Source organism: Pseudoalteromonas sp. APC 3224 (assembly GCF_030407535.1).
Taxonomy (GTDB): Bacteria; Pseudomonadota; Gammaproteobacteria; order Enterobacterales; family Alteromonadaceae; genus Pseudoalteromonas.
In genome coordinates this window covers 25,950-43,296 of sequence record NZ_JASDDF010000027.1, presented here as the reverse complement: position 1 = coordinate 43,296, position 17,347 = coordinate 25,950, and the positions used below count along the sequence as shown (strand labels likewise).

At 40.2% G+C, this 17,347-nt stretch carries 13 protein-coding genes; 9 read left to right on the top strand and 4 right to left on the bottom strand.

Annotation, left to right across the window (positions count from 1 at the left end; translation table 11 throughout):
- Window positions 1–76 precede the first annotated feature (76 nt).
- The 9 genes from QL989_RS13295 (at window position 77) to QL989_RS13255 (ending at window position 11,364) form a co-directional block, all read left to right on the top strand.
- A complete protein-coding gene (locus QL989_RS13295; RefSeq protein ID WP_290170744.1) occupies window positions 77–568 on the top strand; it encodes a DUF4124 domain-containing protein in 492 nt (163 codons plus the stop codon).
- A gap of 183 nt (window positions 569–751) precedes the next feature.
- On the top strand, window positions 752–2,470 hold the full coding sequence (gene aceK, locus QL989_RS13290) for a bifunctional isocitrate dehydrogenase kinase/phosphatase (protein WP_138607002.1): 1,719 nt from the start codon (window positions 752–754) through the stop codon (window positions 2,468–2,470).
- A gap of 16 nt (window positions 2,471–2,486) precedes the next feature.
- Window positions 2,487–3,425 carry a LysR family transcriptional regulator gene (locus QL989_RS13285; RefSeq protein WP_008468187.1) on the top strand — a complete coding sequence of 313 codons (939 nt, stop codon included), beginning with the start codon at window positions 2,487–2,489 and terminating at the stop codon, window positions 3,423–3,425.
- Between the two features lie 161 nt (window positions 3,426–3,586).
- Window positions 3,587–4,030 (top strand): PA2169 family four-helix-bundle protein, encoded by a 444-nt coding sequence (locus tag QL989_RS13280; protein WP_290170743.1) that lies wholly within the window; start codon window positions 3,587–3,589, stop codon window positions 4,028–4,030.
- Between the two features lie 169 nt (window positions 4,031–4,199).
- Window positions 4,200–7,016 carry a TonB-dependent receptor gene (locus QL989_RS13275; protein WP_290170742.1) on the top strand — a complete coding sequence of 939 codons (2,817 nt, stop codon included), beginning with the start codon at window positions 4,200–4,202 and terminating at the stop codon, window positions 7,014–7,016.
- A gap of 44 nt (window positions 7,017–7,060) precedes the next feature.
- Window positions 7,061–8,392, top strand: coding sequence for a DUF5690 family protein (locus QL989_RS13270; RefSeq protein WP_138607008.1), 1,332 nt, complete (start codon window positions 7,061–7,063; stop codon window positions 8,390–8,392).
- The gene (phnX, locus tag QL989_RS13265) at window positions 8,389–9,198 is read left to right on the top strand and encodes a phosphonoacetaldehyde hydrolase (RefSeq protein WP_290170741.1); all 810 of its coding nucleotides are present in this window, start codon (window positions 8,389–8,391) and stop codon (window positions 9,196–9,198) included. Before QL989_RS13270 ends, phnX begins: the two co-directional genes overlap by 4 nt.
- The gene (locus tag QL989_RS13260; RefSeq protein ID WP_290170740.1) at window positions 9,198–10,589 is read left to right on the top strand and encodes an FAD-dependent oxidoreductase; all 1,392 of its coding nucleotides are present in this window, start codon (window positions 9,198–9,200) and stop codon (window positions 10,587–10,589) included. The genes phnX and QL989_RS13260 overlap by 1 nt, the downstream gene beginning before the upstream one ends.
- 88 nt (window positions 10,590–10,677) lie before the next feature.
- Entirely contained in the window at window positions 10,678–11,364 is a 687-nt protein-coding gene (locus QL989_RS13255; RefSeq protein WP_138607013.1) for a GntR family transcriptional regulator, read from the top strand.
- Between the two features lie 52 nt (window positions 11,365–11,416).
- Here QL989_RS13255 and phnW read toward each other — a convergent pair whose 3' ends face one another.
- From phnW to QL989_RS13235, 4 genes are all read right to left on the bottom strand, one after another.
- Entirely contained in the window at window positions 11,417–12,514 is a 1,098-nt protein-coding gene (gene phnW, locus QL989_RS13250; RefSeq protein ID WP_290170739.1) for a 2-aminoethylphosphonate--pyruvate transaminase, read from the bottom strand.
- A gap of 155 nt (window positions 12,515–12,669) precedes the next feature.
- Window positions 12,670–15,702 (bottom strand): TonB-dependent receptor, encoded by a 3,033-nt coding sequence (locus QL989_RS13245; RefSeq protein WP_198522996.1) that lies wholly within the window; start codon window positions 15,700–15,702, stop codon window positions 12,670–12,672.
- Between the two features lie 9 nt (window positions 15,703–15,711).
- Window positions 15,712–16,788, bottom strand: coding sequence for a FecR domain-containing protein (locus tag QL989_RS13240; protein WP_178955733.1), 1,077 nt, complete (start codon window positions 16,786–16,788; stop codon window positions 15,712–15,714).
- Entirely contained in the window at window positions 16,785–17,342 is a 558-nt protein-coding gene (locus tag QL989_RS13235) for an RNA polymerase sigma factor (RefSeq protein WP_010389615.1), read from the bottom strand. The genes QL989_RS13240 and QL989_RS13235 overlap by 4 nt, the downstream gene beginning before the upstream one ends.
- Window positions 17,343–17,347: the final 5 nt, after the last annotated feature.

Here is a 17,347-nt window from a genome sequence, read left to right as displayed (position 1 = left end):
TATCCCCCTCAGCTAAGTTATAGTTTTTAGGATTAAAACATTTTAACTCGATCAGAATGCGCAAAGGATCATCATTATGTTCAACGTTATTAATCTGATCATTACTGCCTGCCTTTTATGCTTTAGCTCTGTTGCACTAGCCCAAACTACCTATTACAAATGCGTAACCCCAAAAGGGACTACCTTTTCACAATTGCCCTGTAGTAACAATGCAACCATGTATAAAATAACTGCCACTGAGCCAAAACAAACAGGTGAAGAAATAAACTACACTAAGCAGTTAAACGAGCTTGAGCGCGACACCATAATTACTAACTTAGAGGCAGAGCTGCGCAGTAACCAGCATAAACTCGCTATACTTTCACGAGAAAAAGACCGTGCTGATTTTAAACAACAACAACGCTTGAATCATATATTAAGTGCCGATGATAAAAAACGAATTAGAAAAGATATTAAAAAAACGCAAAAAAGTTTAGATAAGCAATATAAAAAAGATAAAAAATTAATTGAAAAACGAATTAAGAAATTACAAAAAAAGATTGATGCCTACCAAACAGACTCTAACTAACTTAAATAAATATCATCTTAATTTGCTTGGTTTTAAACATAAAATAACATACCCTTAACAACTATAGAGTACAAACTCTAATGCGTGTTTAGTGGTGCAATTTCCTTTGACCCGCTTTTACAAATTAAATGGTATCCACCGGCACTTTACTAAACACCCAAAGGCGTCAATTAAGGAGTACTGATGCAACCACGCCAAATTGCTGAGTTAATATTAACCGGATTTAAAAAACATTACCTGCTGTTTCAAAGAACAACAGCAAAAGCGCCTCATGCGTTTGCTAAAAGAGATTGGCAAGCAATTAATGATATTAGCCGCCTACGTATTAGCTATTACGATGATCGGGTTAACGAAACCACAAAAACCTTACGTGAACGCCAACAAACAGACCAGCTAAACGAAAGTTTATGGCTTGAAGTAAAGAAAATTTACCAGCATTTTTTATGTTTTCACCCGCAGGCTGAGCTTGCCGAAACATTTTATAATTCTGTATTTTGCCGCTTGTACCACCGCCGCTATTTTCATAACGACTTTATTTTTGTTGAAGCGACACTCAAAGATGCGCCCTCAGTGCCAGTAGAGGCTGAATATAGAAGTTACTTCCCCGTCGTGGATGGTTTAAAACCAACAATTAAACGTATTATTAACCACTTTGATTTTAAAGCCGATTTTGTCAACCTTGAGCGTGATATTCGTTTATTAGTAAAAGCGTTTTATAAGCAAGCTCCCGATACTCACCACCAGCATTGGCAAATGCGTTTTGATATATTACACACGCCGTTTTACCGCAATAAAGCAGCGTATATTGTAGGACGTGTCGTATCGCAAAGCGGCGTTCAACCTTTTATCATTGCGGTACTTCATCATGAAGATAAAGGGTTATATCTTGATGCCCTACTGACTAAGTCATCGCAAATGCGGGTTATTTTTGGCTTTGCACGAGCTTACTTTATGGTAGAAACTCACGCCCCCTCAGCGTTAGTGCGGTTTTTAAACCAACTCATGCCAAATAAAACTTTAGCCGAGCTTTACAACGCCATTGGTTTTCATAAACAAGGAAAAACTGAGTTTTACCGTGAGTTTTTGAATCATTTAACTCATTCTAATGACCAATTTACCATTGCACCTGGTACACCCGGCATGGTGATGATGGTATTTACCCTCCCCTCGTTTGGTTATGTATTTAAAGTTATTAAAGATAAATTTGGCGAAAGTAAACCATTTGGTCGTGATACGGTATTAAAACGCTATCAACTGGTTAAAAGCCACGACCGTGTAGGGCGAATGGCCGACACCATAGAGTATTCAAACGTCGTATTTCCTTTAGCGCGTTTTGATAGTAACTTGTTAGCGCAGTTGTATAAAACCATTGGATCATCAATGGTCATTGAAGGTGACTGGTTAATAATAAAACATTTATATATTGAAAGACGAATGACGCCACTGAATCTGTTTTTAGAAAATGCAGATGAAAAAAGTGCCGCCGATGCCATAGAAGAGTATGGCCAAGCGCTCAAAGAAATGATTGCTGTGAATATTTTCCCCGGCGACATGTTGTTAAAAAACTTTGGGGTAAGTAAGCACAAACGGATTATTTTTTACGATTACGACGAAGTGCAATATTTAACAGACATGAACTTTAGAGCACTACCTAAGGCAAAAAGTTATGACGATTATTTAACGGATGAACAAAGTTACTCGGTTGCCCCTCAGGATGTATTTCCAGAGCAGCTATGTACCTTTGTTATGCCCAATCCAACATATAAACAATTTTTAACTAGCACGCACCCTGAATTACTTGATGTTAACTTTTGGAAACAAGCACAACAAAATATAAAAAATGGAAAGGTGAGTCACATTTATCCCTATCCTACAGCACAGCGTTTTATCCATTATTGGTAAACGTTAAGGACACACAATGAATATAAGTAAAATAGATTTAAATTTACTGGTTTACCTCGATACATTACTGCGCGAATGTAATGTTACTCGTGCTGCAAACCAGCTTAGTATTACTCAACCGGCAATGAGTAACGGACTTAAACGCCTACGTAACCTTTTTAACGATCCTATTTTAGTGCGTACCAGCGATGGTATGGTGCCGACTGAGCGTGCTATTGAGTTGCAGCCAGTAATTCGTGGAATTTTGATGACTCTTGAAGAAACTCTGGCACCTAACCGTGAGTTTGAAGCTAAACAAAGTAAGCGAGTGTTTAGGATCATGGCCAGTGATTACGCGGCCAGTACCATGGCGCCGCGTTTATTAGGGAAACTACACGAAGAAGCGCCCGACACCACCTTAGATATTTTAACCCCTAGTGATGTTACCTTTCACGATGTTGAAAACGGTAAAGTTGATATGGCGATTAACCGCTTTGAAAATTTACCACAATCGTTTCATCATAAACGTATTTGGAAAGACAGCTTTTGTTGTTTAGTAAAATCAGATAACCCCATTATTGAAAACTTTAGCCTAGACAGCTATTTAAAAGCTCGCCATATTTGGGTAAGTAAAACAGGCTTTGGTGTTGGTGTTGGGATGGACCCTAAAGATGTGCAAAAGCTGGGCTGGGTTGATGAGGCACTGGCTCATTTTGGTAAACACCGTAATATTGCCACTTTTACTCGTAACTACCATGTGGCTGTTCACTTAGCCAAAGAGAAAAATTTAGTTGCGACTTTGCCCTCAAAAGCGGCTAATATTTATTTAGACGATCCTGGGCTTAAAATACTGGAGCCCCCCTTTCCTATCCCGCCATTTGAACTTGATATGATATGGAGCCCTTTATTACACAGAGACGCTAGTCATATTTGGTTACGCCAAAAAGTAGCTGAAGTAGCGGATGAGCTAAAATAACCTTCTTACAAACTTTTATGTAAAATTTGCTTGCTAACGCTCAGTTAGCAAGCCTACTAAACAATTAAAAACCATAAAATACAAACACTTAAAAAAACAACCTACTTGGAATAGCGCTTGCTTAGTAATGACAGTATTTTAAATTAACAGAGGTCATTATTATGAGCACCCATCAAGGACAAGAAATTAATCATATTACCGACATTATCCAAGTAATGAATAGCGGCATCGACTTTTACCAAACAGCACAAGATAAAGTAAAGGACCCCGCAATAGGTGCCCTATTTCAACGTATGATTGACGCTCGTAAAGTCAGTGTGGAGAGTTTACAACCTTACGCAATTAATCAACAGGGTGAGCGCGAAGATGGCTCATCGTTTGTTGTAGAAGCGCGCCGAGCATTCACAACTTTGATTAGTAAATTTACTAACGATAACGATCAAACCTACGTTAAAGAGCTTGAGGAAGTAGAAGATAAAACCTTAGAAGAAATTAAAATAGCGTTGAAAAAACCTCAGTCCCATGATTGTGAAGCAGCGTTATCAAAGGTATTACTTACTATGCAGAGCTGCCATGCTGAAATGAGTAAAATGCAAAAACATTAAGTTTAATACAAAGAATAACCGCCCAGCCTTAGTGCTGGGCTTTTTGTTACCTTAAAAAAATCCCCTCCTGTGAAAAAAATTAGTTTCGTCACATGTTTGTAAAAATTCATCACTATTATTAGTTAAAACATCTGGTCTAGACCAAAATAAACTTAAGGTAAAACTAATAATGAAACGACATGCAATAGCCACTGCTATATTACTGTGTACTAGCCCGTTATTTATTGCCCAAGATGCCGTTGCCGGTAACGCTACATTTGTAGGCACTGTAGAAGATAGTAGATCACTGCTCTCTGGCGCATTAATCACAGTAGTTGGTACTGGTAAAAGTACCGTAACAAACTATCAGGGACAATTTGAGTTACCGCAGTTAAATCCTGGTAAACACCAACTTAAAGTGACTTATTTAGGCTATCAGCCTTATTTTGTTGATATTACTGTTGGTGAAGGCGAAATAAAAAAGCTAAAACCAATCACTCTTTTTGCTGCAAAGAATAATAACGCCATTGAAGAAATAATTGCTGTCGGCCAAATTCAGCGCGGTGAAATGGCGGCAGCTAATAACCAAAAAAATGCCAAAAGTATTAAAAATATTATTTCTGCTGACGGTATTGGAAAACTACCTGATAGAAATGCAGCTGAAGCTGTACAGCGTATACCTGGAGTATCGATTGAACGTGACCAAGGTGAAGGTCGTTTTGTTGCTGTGCGCGGTCTACCGGCACAGTGGAGCTCTGCGAGTATCAACGGCGATCGTTTACCAACGGCTGAAGAAGAAACCACCAGTCGAGCAACAGCTTTTGACTTTTTCCCTAGTGAATTAATTGAATTTGTCGAAGTGTCGAAAGCGCTAACCCCTGACCTTGAAGGTGACGCCATTGGCGGTAATGTTAATTTTATCACTAAAAAAGCGCCCGATGATTTTGTGTTTAATACTAATTTTGCAATTGGTCAAAATGAGCTTGCCGATGGCACTAATTATTCAGCAAACTTACTTTACGGCGACCGCTTACTAGACGACAAGTTAGGTTTTTTGATCAATGCGACTGCGTGGCAACGTGACTGGGCCACTGATAACTATGAGCCGCGCCGTGGCAATGATGGTTTAGGCATTTATCGCTTAGAGTTACGAGATTATACCGGCACGCGCGAAACTTATGGGCTTAATGGTGCTGTTGAGTATCAACTTGAACAAGGCACAATTAGCGCCACAGCAATGTATGGGACTTTAATTGATGACGAAACACATTATAAGCACCGTATGCGCTTTGATAAAAATCGCGCTGAAGTACAACATATCCGCAATGAATTAATTACCGAAATGACTGGGCTTGAGCTGGAGGCTGAGCATTATTTTGGTTATGACAAAACTCTTAGTTGGAAGTTATCAAGTTACGAGAATGAATTTCGTTATGGCAATACCCCAAATGGCGAAGACAACAGTTATTTTGTCGTCAGATTTGACCAAAAACAGGTTGGTTTTCAAGGACTAGAAGACAGGGGTACAGGCAAAAATTACGCTTATAATACGATTGATGGTGGCAGCGATCCATGGAATGCAATCAGTAACCATTTACCTAGTGATTTTTCGTTCGATCCTGCTAATACTAATCTTTCATGGGTAGAGTTATATAAAATATTCGTTAATGAGAAAGATAAAATTGTCGCGAGTGCCGATTTCGAATGGCAAGTAGATGCAAACTTAACTGTAAAAATAGGTGCCAAATACCGTGATAAAGAACGTGTCGCGCGCTTTAGCGATGAATTTTACGCGTGGGATGAAGCAAACTATGGCGCTGCGCCAAGCTTAAGTGATTTTACTTTGGCAGATCAGCCAGGCCGCAATGATTTTTTAAATGAATTAGCTATTGATTACCAACAGCAATTTTCGCAAGTTGTTGATACCGGTGATCTAGCGCAGTTTTGGAATACCAATAAAGAAAAATTTGTACTTGATAAAAGTGAGTCTGCCTTAATTGAAAATGGCGGTGCGTTAGGACGTAACTTTGATGTTAACGAGCAGCATACCTCACTATATGGTATGGCAACCTATACAATTAATAACGACTGGGAAATACTAGGTGGTTTACGTCTAACTCAAACCGATACTGAAGTGAATGGTTATACATACCTAGCTGATGAAGATAGAGTTACACCAAGTCATGCTAAAAATGATTACCTATCGGTGTTACCTGCATTACATGTTACTTATCACAGCGACGAGCAAACCAACTACCGCTTAGCATTAACCCGCTCGTTCTCACGTCCTGACTTTGGCTCTTTAACACCAGGCGCAACCTACTTAGAAGCAGATAACGAACTTGTTACCGGTAATCCCGAACTCGAGCCCACCTACTCAAATAATGTTGATTTGATGGTTGAGCATTTCTTTGAACGTGTTGGTTTAGTCTCTGCAGGCCTGTTTTACAAGGACATTAGCGACCCAATTTTTCAAAGTAGCTCAATTGGTCAGTTTAATGATAACAGTGGTGTAAATATTGTGCGCCCAGAAAATGGCGACAGCGCATGGCTTGCAGGTATTGAGATGGCCTTTAATCGCGATTTGGGCTTCATCAATCCGACTCTAGATAGCTTTGGAGTAATGGTAAATGCGACCTTTATGGACTCACAAATGAGTATTCCAGATCGTGGCGATAAAGTAGCGATTCCGCGTCAAGCCGATAACCTCTATAACTTTACCTTATATTACGATGACAGCTCCTTTGCCGCGCGGGTTGCCCTAAATTATAAAGGCGAGTACATCGAAGAGCATGGCAGTGATCGGCAATCGGATAGCTATTATGGCGAAAATGTTAGTGTTGATTTTACTACGTCATACCAGCTTAACGAAAATGCATTAGTTTATCTTGAATTAAATAACCTAACTAACGAACCGCTTAAATATTATTTGGGAGATGAAAATCGCCCACTGCAAGTTGAGTATTATGGTGTTCGCGGCATGGTCGGTATTAATTATCAATTTTAATCTATTGTATTACGCGGGGCGAAAGCCTCGCGAAGGATAACCCTATGTTTACGCAACCAAAGTGGCTACATCGTGCACAAGGTGTTGGGTTTGTTCTATTTGCAGCAAGCGCTGCATTTATGACTTACTTTTGTATGTATGCATTTCGTAAACCCTTTACAGCTAACAGCTATACAGAGTTTGACGATCCAAGTTGGCAAATTAGCTTTAAAATAGCACTCATACTGGCACAAGTATTTGGCTACTTATGCGCCAAATTTATTGGTGTTAAGGTCATTGCAGAAATGCGGCACCAACAACGGGGTCTTGCCATCATTGGTATGATTACAGCAGCTGAATTATCGCTAATTTTATTTGCCGTGACCCCTGTTGGAGTCAACGTAGTATGGCTATTTTTTAATGGTTTATCGTTGGGAATGATTTGGGGTATTGTATTTAGTTTCTTAGAAGGCAGACGAACTTCTGAGATACTCGGTGCCATTCTCAGTGTCACCTTTATTTTGGCGTCAGGTTTAGTGCGCAGTGTCGGTAAATGGCTGATAGACAATCTCAGTGTTCCGGAACTGTGGATGCCTGCCGCAACCGGAGCGTTATTTTTACCCTTGTTGTTACTTAGTGTTAAGTGTTTAACCTTGTTACCCAATCCAACACCAGAGGATCAGCAGGCGCGTCAACAACGCTTACCTATGAATGGTAGAGCCCGCTGGCAGTTTTTCAAACAATACTGGTTTGGTATTAGTTGTTTAATTCTGAGTTTCTTATTATTTACTGGCTTTCGTGACTTTCGCGATAACTTTGCCGCAGAAATTTGGCAAGCACTGGGATATGGCCAAGAGCCAGCTATATTCGCCTATGCAGGTATCCGTATGGCATTTATAGTCTTGATTGCACTTGGTGCAATGGTGTTAGTAAAAAATAATAAAACCGCTTTTTATGTAAACCACGGATTCATTTTGTTTGGTGCCTGCTTGTTCGTAGGCAGTACTGTTGCGTTTGAAAGCCAATTACTAAACGCTAAGGCATGGATGGTGCTCCTTGGGGCTGGCCTTTATATTAGTTACATCCCCTACAATTGCTTCTTATTTGACCGTATGATTTCTGCTGTTGGCTCAACCGCTAATGCCGGGTTTTTAATTTACTTAGCAGACTCAGCTGGTTATTTGGGCTCGGTGAGTATCTTACTCTATCGCACCTTTGTGATGCCTGAGATTAGTTGGCTTAACTTTTTTATAAACGCCTGTTACTGGGTCGGCTGTATCGCTGCATTCTTGGTATTGTGCTCACTAAGCTACTTTGTAATGCGCTTATCCCCTTTCAAACAAGTTCGCAGGTTACACCCTGTATCTACACCTACATATATAAGAGAAGAAATATGAAACATTTAGAAGCACTCATTTTAGACTGGGCCGGCACAGTTGTAGACCATGGCTCTGTAGCGCCAACCACTATTTTTGTGGAGGCATTTAAAGCCGCGTTTGATTTTGATATTACGCTGGCGCAAGCGCGTATTCCGATGGGCATGGGAAAATGGGACCATATTGCAACCCTAGGTAAATTACCGGAAATTGAATCTCGTTGGCAGGCACAATTTGGCTGCTCAATGACTAAAGAGCAAATAGATCATATTTACAATACCTTTATGCCATTACAAAAAGCTAAAGTCGCAGATCGTGCTATGCCTATTGCTGGCGTATTACCCGTAATAGCGCGTTTAAAACAGCAAGGTATTAAAATTGGCAGCTGTTCAGGCTATCCTCGCCAAGTGATGGACGTGCTTGAAGTGGCTGCCGCTGAATATGGTTACCAACCCGATCATAGCGTTGGTAGTGATGAACTAACGGCTGGCTCTCGCCCAGGGCCATGGATGGCACTTGAAAACGTGAATGCACTAGGCATTCAACGTGTTGCGAACTGTGTAAAAGTTGACGATTCAGCACCTGGCATCGCTGAAGGGTTAAATGCAGGAATGTGGACTGTTGGTGTTGCCCTAAGTGGTAATGCTGTCGGTTTAACCGAACAAGAATGGGCAGCGTGCTCAAACGATGAACAAGCCGTTTTAACCCGTCAAGCATACCAGCATTTATATCAAGCAGGTGCTCACTTTGTGATTGACTCTTTAGCTGATATTGAACCTGTTTTAATGCAAATTGAAGCAAAACTCGCTCGAGGAGAGCGTCCTTAATGAGTTATCAACCTTTTTGGTTTGATAACGCCATAAAAGAGGAGGATGCCAATAGGCTTCTTCCTCGACTTCCTGAAAATCATCACACCGATATTTGTATTATCGGTGGGGGGTTTACAGGACTTTGGACCGCCATTCAAATCAAGCAACAGCAGCCCCAAAAAAAAGTGACTATTATTGAACAAGGGTTGTGTGGTCAGGGCGCATCGGGCCGTAATGGCGGTGCGATGTTAACATGGTCGACTAAATTACCCAGTCTGATTAAATTAGTAGGATTAGAAAACGCCCTTTTTTTAGTACAACAATCTGAGCAAACCGTCCATGATATTAAGCGTTTTACGCTAACTTATGCTATTGATTGTGATTGTCGAATTGATGGATGCTTTTATACAGCCTCCAACACGAGTCAAATTGGGCGACTAAGTAACGCGCTTGATTACTTAGATAAATTTAAAATTAATTCGTGGCATTCTTGTGACACTCAACAATTACAACAAACCGGTTCAAAGCAAAACCTCACTGCTCATTTTTCTGCACATGGTGGCAGTGTACAACCAGCGAAGCTCGTCAGAGGATTAAAGCGAGTCGCGCAACAGCTTGGAGTGACAATAATAGAGCAATGTGAATATATGCAACACTTTGGCGATCAACAAATAACCGTACATACAAGTCAGGGGAACCTATTATCCAATACAGTTATTTTTGCGGTTAATGCGTGGCTACCTAGTTTACATAAAGTATTTTCTCGCTCTGTTGTACTGGTTTCTAGTGACATGGTCATCACTAAGCCAATCCCAGAAGTTTTAGAGCAACTAAATTTAAATCACGGCAGTGCTATTATTGACTCTCGTCTGTTTGTTAATTACTACCGGACCACCAGTGACGGGCGGTTAATGTTAGGTAAAGGAGGAAACTTTTTTAGTTATTGTAATAAGGTGCATCCAAAGTTTGATTTGCCGAGCAGCTATGATGATATTTTAAAATCATCACTCAATTATTTCTTTGAAAGGCATCACTTACCCATAGAACGAACGTGGACGGGCGCTTCCGATCGCAGCGTTTCTGGTTTTCCATTCTTTGGTCAGCTTAACAATCAAAAAAATGTATTTTACGCAGGTGGCTACTCTGGCAATGGCATTGTACAATCTTATTTGGGTGCAAAAATTCTCTGTGCAATGGTACTCAATAATGATCCTAAGTGGCAAAACTGTGGCTTAGTTAATCAATCACTAAATCAGTTTCCTATTGAACCCATCCGAACAGCAGGTGCATATTTAGTACGTAATGCAATAAGACGTAAAGAGGCCGCAGAAGATAGTAATGCAGCAGTTCGCAGTATTGATAATTTTTTGGCTAAATTAAGTGGCAATGCTGCTAAAGTCGATTCATAAACTAGCTGAATATAATACTCACCATAAACAATATAAGTCATATTATACTCAGCTAAGCTATTATATTTTTAGGATAAATAATCAAACGATGCTTTTATATCAAGAGATCCGTAATTATATTCATGCGCTACTAAAAACCGACGTGATTGCAGCGGGTCATAAGTTGCCTTCAGAGCGAGAATTACAACAAAAGTTTAGTTCTACCCGAATTACTGTACGCGAAGCGCTTCTGAGGTTGGAAGCTGAAGGCCTAATATTCAGTCAAAAACGTAAAGGCTGGTTTGTCACCCCAAAAAGATTAAAGTGGCACCCTGCTACTAAAGTCAATTTTTATGAATTGGCAAAACAACAAGGGTTTGTTGCACAAACAACACTCGTGAGTGTACAACAGCAGGCAAAGCTTGAAATTTGCCGAGCGTTAGATGCCCAAACGCTTTATCATCTTCAACGTATACGTAGTCTAGATAATCGCGCCGTAATGTTTGAGCATATTTATTGTGATGCTAAACGCTTTGCTGATTTTCACTCACACCCCTTAGATACCTCTATCACCGATATTATGGCAAAACAGTACGCAACGAATATCGTTAAAGAGCAAAGCATAATAAATGTCACGGTATTACCTGATGAAGTGAGTCATCTACTTGAAAAAAATAGCGGTACACCCTGCTTACACGTTATTCGAAAGCGATTTGATGAGCATGGTTTGTTAGTTGATTATAACATTGAGTACTGGTTGCATAATGCCATTGAAATGGTGGTTGATGGCCAATAAAAAAGCGGTGTTTAATGAAAATTAAGCACCGCTTGCACGGGTGAAATTAGCTTTAAGCTTTCCAATATTGGTTTTTTGCCACAGCATCAAGCAAACGCTGTATATCGGCCTCATCTACTTCACCAATATTACCTATGCGAAAGCAATCGGCGTTAGAAACTTTACCAGGGTAAATAACAAAACCTTCTTGCTTTAACGCACTATAAAAAGATTTAAAATCATAATGCTCTTCGCTAGGCGACAAGAATGAGGTAATGATGGGGGAATGAACTTCCTCATTCAGTAAAGGTACAAACCCTAACGCTTTCATACCAGCTACCAAAGTCTTTTGGTTTTGCGAGTAACGCTTAAAGCGCTCTGCTATTCCTCCTTCCTCATCTAACTCTTGCAGGGCTTGATAAAATGCACGCACAACATGAGTTGGCGAGGTAAAACGCCATTTACCATGGTGTTGCTCCATACATAACCATTGCTGATATAAATCCAACGACAAGGAGCGCGCAATACCTTCACTTTGCTCAATAATACTTTGCTTACACACCACAAAGCCAAAGCCAGGGACACCTTGAATGCATTTATTTGCAGAGCTGATCATTACATCTATATGCCACTGTGCAAGGTCGAACTCAATACCGCCAAAACTGCTCATAGCATCAACAATAAATACCTTTTGATACTTTTTAGCTAGTGAGCCAACCTCTTCAATAGGATTGAGTATACCTGTGGTCGTTTCACAATGGACCATTGCAATGTGAGTAATACCTGAATTATTTTTTAAAACAGTATCAATCTCATCAAGGTTTGGCAGTGCCGTTTCTGTATAATTTAAAACATGACAGTCAATTGCTAAATAGTCGGCAATTTCAGCAATACGCTTCCCGTATGCCCCATTATTAATAACAAGTAACTTACCCGTTCTTGGAATAAGACTGCCAAGCGCTGACTCTACACTGGCAGTGCCACTGCCTTGCATTAATACACTAGTATAATTAGGTTGTGATGTCGCAAGCGATACTAATTTATTACGTATTGTTTGCACTATGTCGCGATTATAATCATCATCCCAAGTACACCAGTCTTTAAGCATCGCCTGCTTAACAGTATAAGAGGTCGTTAATGGGCCGGGCGTTAATAGCAAATAATTGTTCATAATTTATTTCACTCAATCTGGTCTAGTCCAGCTATTATTGAAGATTTCATAAACTAAAAACAGTGAAGTTTTTATGACACTATAAACACTGTAACCATAAAAACGATAAAAGGGCCTTACGGCCCTTTGGTTGTTAAATAACAATAGGAGAGTTATTAAAAGCGGTACTCTGCACCTACGTAGTAGTAAGCACCGTTGAAACCAAATGGCGCTGAACGACGTGAGTACTTAAATACACCATCGCTGCTGACAATGGTGTTACCTTGAGCATCTACAATTGTGCCTGAACGTGAATTACCTATGGTGTTTTCATCTGGGTAAACATCAAATAAGTTATTTGCGCCAATATTTACTGATAAATCGTCAGTCACAAAGTAATTTACTTTGATGTCAGTTAAAATTTCAGCACCGTAAGTCTGGCGGCCGCCATCTTCCACTGTGTATTCACCAAAGCGATTAAGCGATAGGTTTACGGTCCAGTCGTCGCGACGATAAAGTGCACTTAAGTTAATTCGATCTTCTGGTTGCCATTCTTCAATAATAGAAATTTCTTGATCAGAAAACACATCATCAACTGGCACGGTCTCAAGCCCAGAACCTGCTGGTGTAAATAACGACACGACATCGGTTTCTGTAAAGTTAGCCGCTAGCGTGAAATCAAGCGTGCCGCCTAGGCCTTCTGTATTCCACGTAGCAACAAAGTCGATACCTTGTGTCTCAGTGTCAGCGCCATTTAAGAAAAACTGCCCTGCACCTGCACCCGAGCTTAATAACGCGGCATCAAGGCTGCTTGATAAGCCTTTACCTAAGCGATTGCTAATTACAATACGGTCGTCAATATCGATTGAGTAGTAATCTAAGGTTACATTAATATTATCGCTTACGTTATAAACGATACCTAAACTGCGGTTTTGAGATTTCTCTTCTGTGAGCTTAGGAATACCTAAACTTTGGGCAAGGGTTGAATCGTTTCTAAAGGTCCCTACTTCTTCAGCCACTAAATTGCCATTAGGGCCTACAACAAACTGTGTGCTGATGTTGTTAAAATACAACTGTTGCATTGAAGGTGCTCTAAAGCCTGAGCTTAGCGCACCACGAAGTGAAATATCTTCAGTTACTGACCAGTTACCGGCTAGTTTAAAGTTAACTGTATCGCCAAACCCTTTGTAATTGTCGTAACGTAACGCCCCTGAGATAATTACATCTTCAATAACGTAAGCTTCAGCATCTAAGTAAAATGAGATCACATCACGCGACTCATCAACCGAAGATGCTGGCGATGAACCACCAAAGCCTTGTGTGCCACCGGATGCGTTTTCGCTGCCAATACCACCGCTTAGTCCATCGTAAATATTAACACCATTGTTGGTATCGTAATCACGATATGCATATTCACTACCCTCTAAAATTCGGTACTCATCGGTACGAATTTCAGCACCCATTGCTAACGAGTAGTCATCAAAATTTTGAGTAAAATCAAGATTGATCGTTTGCAGTGATAGCTCCATGCCATAAGCGTAACCTTGACGTGGAATCGTGGCGCGAATATCTGCTGCACTTAGGCCTTGGTCATAACGTAAAAAATTCGCGTAAGAGCCGTTAATAGTATCGCTGGTCGTGTAGTCAATACTGTTTTCACCATAGGTGTACGATAAATCTAAGCTTGAGTCGTTATCAAATTCAGTTTTATAACCAAAGTTATAGGAAATATCATCAATCGTGGTATTTATTTTAGGTAAGAAGCCAGCTGGGATAGTTGCATCGCCATCTTGAAGTACCGGATTACCACCTGCATTGGCATTATGACGGAAAAATGCCGCTGATTCGTTATCACGAGTTGAATAGGTAATAAAACCGTATAGTTCACCCGCTCCTAATTCGTAGCCGGTGTTAACTGTTAAACCAAATTGTTGTGAATCAGCGTCACCAATTCTGAATGTATCACGTGGTGCGGTTAATTCGCGTGGATCACCTGCAAGCAAGGTGCCATCAGAAAGTTCAGTACAGCCATAAAACTGACATGAACCATGAAGGCCTGCACGGTTAGTCGGTGCTCGGTCACGGTAGTTAATAGTTGTATTTAAATAACCGTTATCACCTAAAGCAAAGCCTTTATTAAAGTCAATATTAACGGTTTCGCCATCACCTTCTGAATACTCACCGTAGTTAACGGCCGCTTTACCACCTTCGCTGCCATCTTTTAGCACGATATTAATAACACCGGCAATTGCATCCGAACCATATTGAGCTGCAGCGCCATCGCGAAGCACTTCAATACGTTTAATTGCTGAGGCTGGAATCGCATTCATGTCAGTACCCGCAGTACCACGACCAACCGAGGTATTAATATGAATAATACTTGCTTGGTGGCGACGCTTACCATTGATCAATACCAATGTTTGGTCAGGGCCAAGGCCACGTAACGTTGCAGGTCTTAATGCATCAGTACCATCACTAATAGATGAACTTGAAAAGTTAAAAGAAGGTGCGATAGCTTGAAGCATGCGGCCAACTTCTGTTTGGCCGGTGTTTTCGAGTGCTTCTGCACTTAAAATATCAACGGGGACAGGTAAGTCTTCAACAGAGCGCCCAGCGACACGACTACCTACAATAGCAATTTTTTCGATGTTTTTTTCTGCGCTTTGTTCAGCGGCATTTATTCCTTGTGAATTAACTGCAAGTAAAGCAGGTAATACGGCAGCACTAACTCCTGAAAGCTTCATCATGTTGTTATTCTTCCTATTGATTTGTTTGAGTTTAATACTCAGTAAACCATTTTGATCAACAACCGCATCGAGCTCAGTCTCAGCTAACAATGCGTTTAACGCATCGAGTTGAGAATAAAATCCATATAATGAATTTGCCTCGAACTGTTTAGCAAGCTCATACGAAAAAACCACTGTTTGTTCAGTTTGCTTAGCAAATTCTATTAAGGCTTTGTCTGCTCGTTGCGCTTTTATATCAAACTGCATCATTTGTCCCTCAGTTTGACTCGCATGCACACTGATACTAAAAAACAGCGGTGCAACGAGTCCCAGCGGACTTAAATAACACGTATGGTTACTGCGCAACTTATATAAACAGTTAGCAAACAAAAATCCTCTATAGGTTTTTATCATTTTTTTAATCTTTAAATTACTTTTTACACCCTTATGAGTAACATTGATTAACAATGGCGTGATTTTCATTACCATTACCTATGATTTTTTTTGATATTTTAAACTAACAACATGCTCGCCTAAACGCTCATGTTCAATTGAAAAGTTATTTTGTAGGCTCTCTAAAAGCCCTGCAACATCACCCGCTTTAAAAACGCCTGCCACTTTAATGCGCGCTAATTCATCAGATGATAATTCAAACCGAGTGGCGGTATAACGGCTAACCTCGTTTAAGGCATCAACTAACTTTTCGCCATTAAATATCAACATGCCATTTTGCCAAGCTAAATCACGTTGTACATCATCAACCGATAACTGTGTGATTGGTTTGGTAACGCTTTGTTCAATAATGGCTTTTTCACCAGAAATCACAATGTTGGCATTGATTTGGCGAATATCTTGGTTGCTGTTATCAGCTTGTTGATACGCTTTAAAATCGTCAGCATTAACAGCAACACTAGGGTCGGTGATCATTACTTTACCTTCAGTAACTACCAATTCAAGATCAGATGAGGTATTGCGCTGCACGTTAAATACTGTACCAAGCGCGGTAAAGCTTTTATCCCCCGCCATAACACTAAACGGGCGTGATGCATCTTTAGCTACATTAAAACGCCCTTCTCCACGACTTAGTAATAACTGTCTGCGTCCTTGGCTATAAGCGACTTCTAGTGAACTATTGGTATTAAGCTGAACTATGGTGCCATCTGGTAAAACATAGGTTGCTTGCTCGCCAACCTTTGTTTTATAAATTTTTGTGTAATTTACTTTAGCGAGATCTTGGTTAAAGTTGCTCTGCATGTTTAGCAAAAAGTAGCTACACATCATTAAGGCTGCAACAACACTTGCCGCAATACCGTATACATAAGCAGGCTTGGTTTGAATGCCAGCTGAGTGCTTATTAGGAAATAATACGCTGAGCTCGTTAAGCACACTTAAGTCATCCCACAGTTGTGCTAATTCATATACCGCATTCTGATGAGCCGTGCTTTGTAGCATCCACAGTTTAAATTGCTCTTGCTCTTGTGTACTTAAGCCACGATCAATCGCGCTTATCCATTGCGATGCTTTTTCTAAGATTAACTCTTTTGATGTAAATTGATGGATGTTACTCATTTTACAGCCCTCACTATGTTCGCACTTTGTTGGCAATGTTCACTCTCATCTTGCACTTGATCGCGCATATATAGCATGGTGTTTAGTAGCCCTTTAGCAATGTGCTTTTCTACCGTACTTTGACTTAGCTGCATTTGCTGTGCGATCTCTTTTTGGCTCATCCCATATACTTTTTTTAATATAAAACATTTTCTCACTACAGGGCTTAGCTGCTCAGTAGCACGACAAAATAGTAAAAAACGTTCTTTGGAGGTGTATTCATCTTCTAATTGCATTGATTTAAGCAATTTAGGAAGTTCAGTTTCGTGATTTAAAGGAGTACTAAATTTATTATCCCATTTAGCTATATGATTTAGGGCGAGATGTTTAGCTGTTTTCAACATATAGCTGCGGGTGTATTGAATATCTTGTTTTAGCTCTGCTTCATAACTTTTAACAAAGGTTTCTTGAACAATATCATCAACATCGTCAGGTAACACAATTTTAGACACAAAGCGCCGCAGTTGCGTGGATATATCTGAGAATGTACTGGCTAATTTAATTCCTCGAGCCACGTGGG

What these genes read in the sequence shown, in the direction of transcription:
- QL989_RS13295 (WP_290170744.1), top strand. Translation starts at nt 77, where the DNA reads ATGTTCAACGTTATTAATCTGATCATTACTGCCTGCCTTTTATGCTTT.
- aceK (WP_138607002.1), top strand. Translation starts at nt 752, where the DNA reads ATGCAACCACGCCAAATTGCTGAGTTAATATTAACCGGATTTAAAAAA.
- QL989_RS13285 (WP_008468187.1), top strand. Translation starts at nt 2,487, where the DNA reads ATGAATATAAGTAAAATAGATTTAAATTTACTGGTTTACCTCGATACA.
- QL989_RS13280 (WP_290170743.1), top strand. Translation starts at nt 3,587, where the DNA reads ATGAGCACCCATCAAGGACAAGAAATTAATCATATTACCGACATTATC.
- QL989_RS13275 (WP_290170742.1), top strand. Translation starts at nt 4,200, where the DNA reads ATGAAACGACATGCAATAGCCACTGCTATATTACTGTGTACTAGCCCG.
- QL989_RS13270 (WP_138607008.1), top strand. Translation starts at nt 7,061, where the DNA reads ATGTTTACGCAACCAAAGTGGCTACATCGTGCACAAGGTGTTGGGTTT.
- phnX (WP_290170741.1), top strand. Translation starts at nt 8,389, where the DNA reads ATGAAACATTTAGAAGCACTCATTTTAGACTGGGCCGGCACAGTTGTA.
- QL989_RS13260 (WP_290170740.1), top strand. Translation starts at nt 9,198, where the DNA reads ATGAGTTATCAACCTTTTTGGTTTGATAACGCCATAAAAGAGGAGGAT.
- QL989_RS13255 (WP_138607013.1), top strand. Translation starts at nt 10,678, where the DNA reads ATGCTTTTATATCAAGAGATCCGTAATTATATTCATGCGCTACTAAAA.
- phnW (WP_290170739.1), bottom strand. Translation starts at nt 12,514, where the DNA reads ATGAACAATTATTTGCTATTAACGCCCGGCCCATTAACGACCTCTTAT.
- QL989_RS13245 (WP_198522996.1), bottom strand. Translation starts at nt 15,702, where the DNA reads ATGAAAATCACGCCATTGTTAATCAATGTTACTCATAAGGGTGTAAAA.
- QL989_RS13240 (WP_178955733.1), bottom strand. Translation starts at nt 16,788, where the DNA reads ATGAGTAACATCCATCAATTTACATCAAAAGAGTTAATCTTAGAAAAA.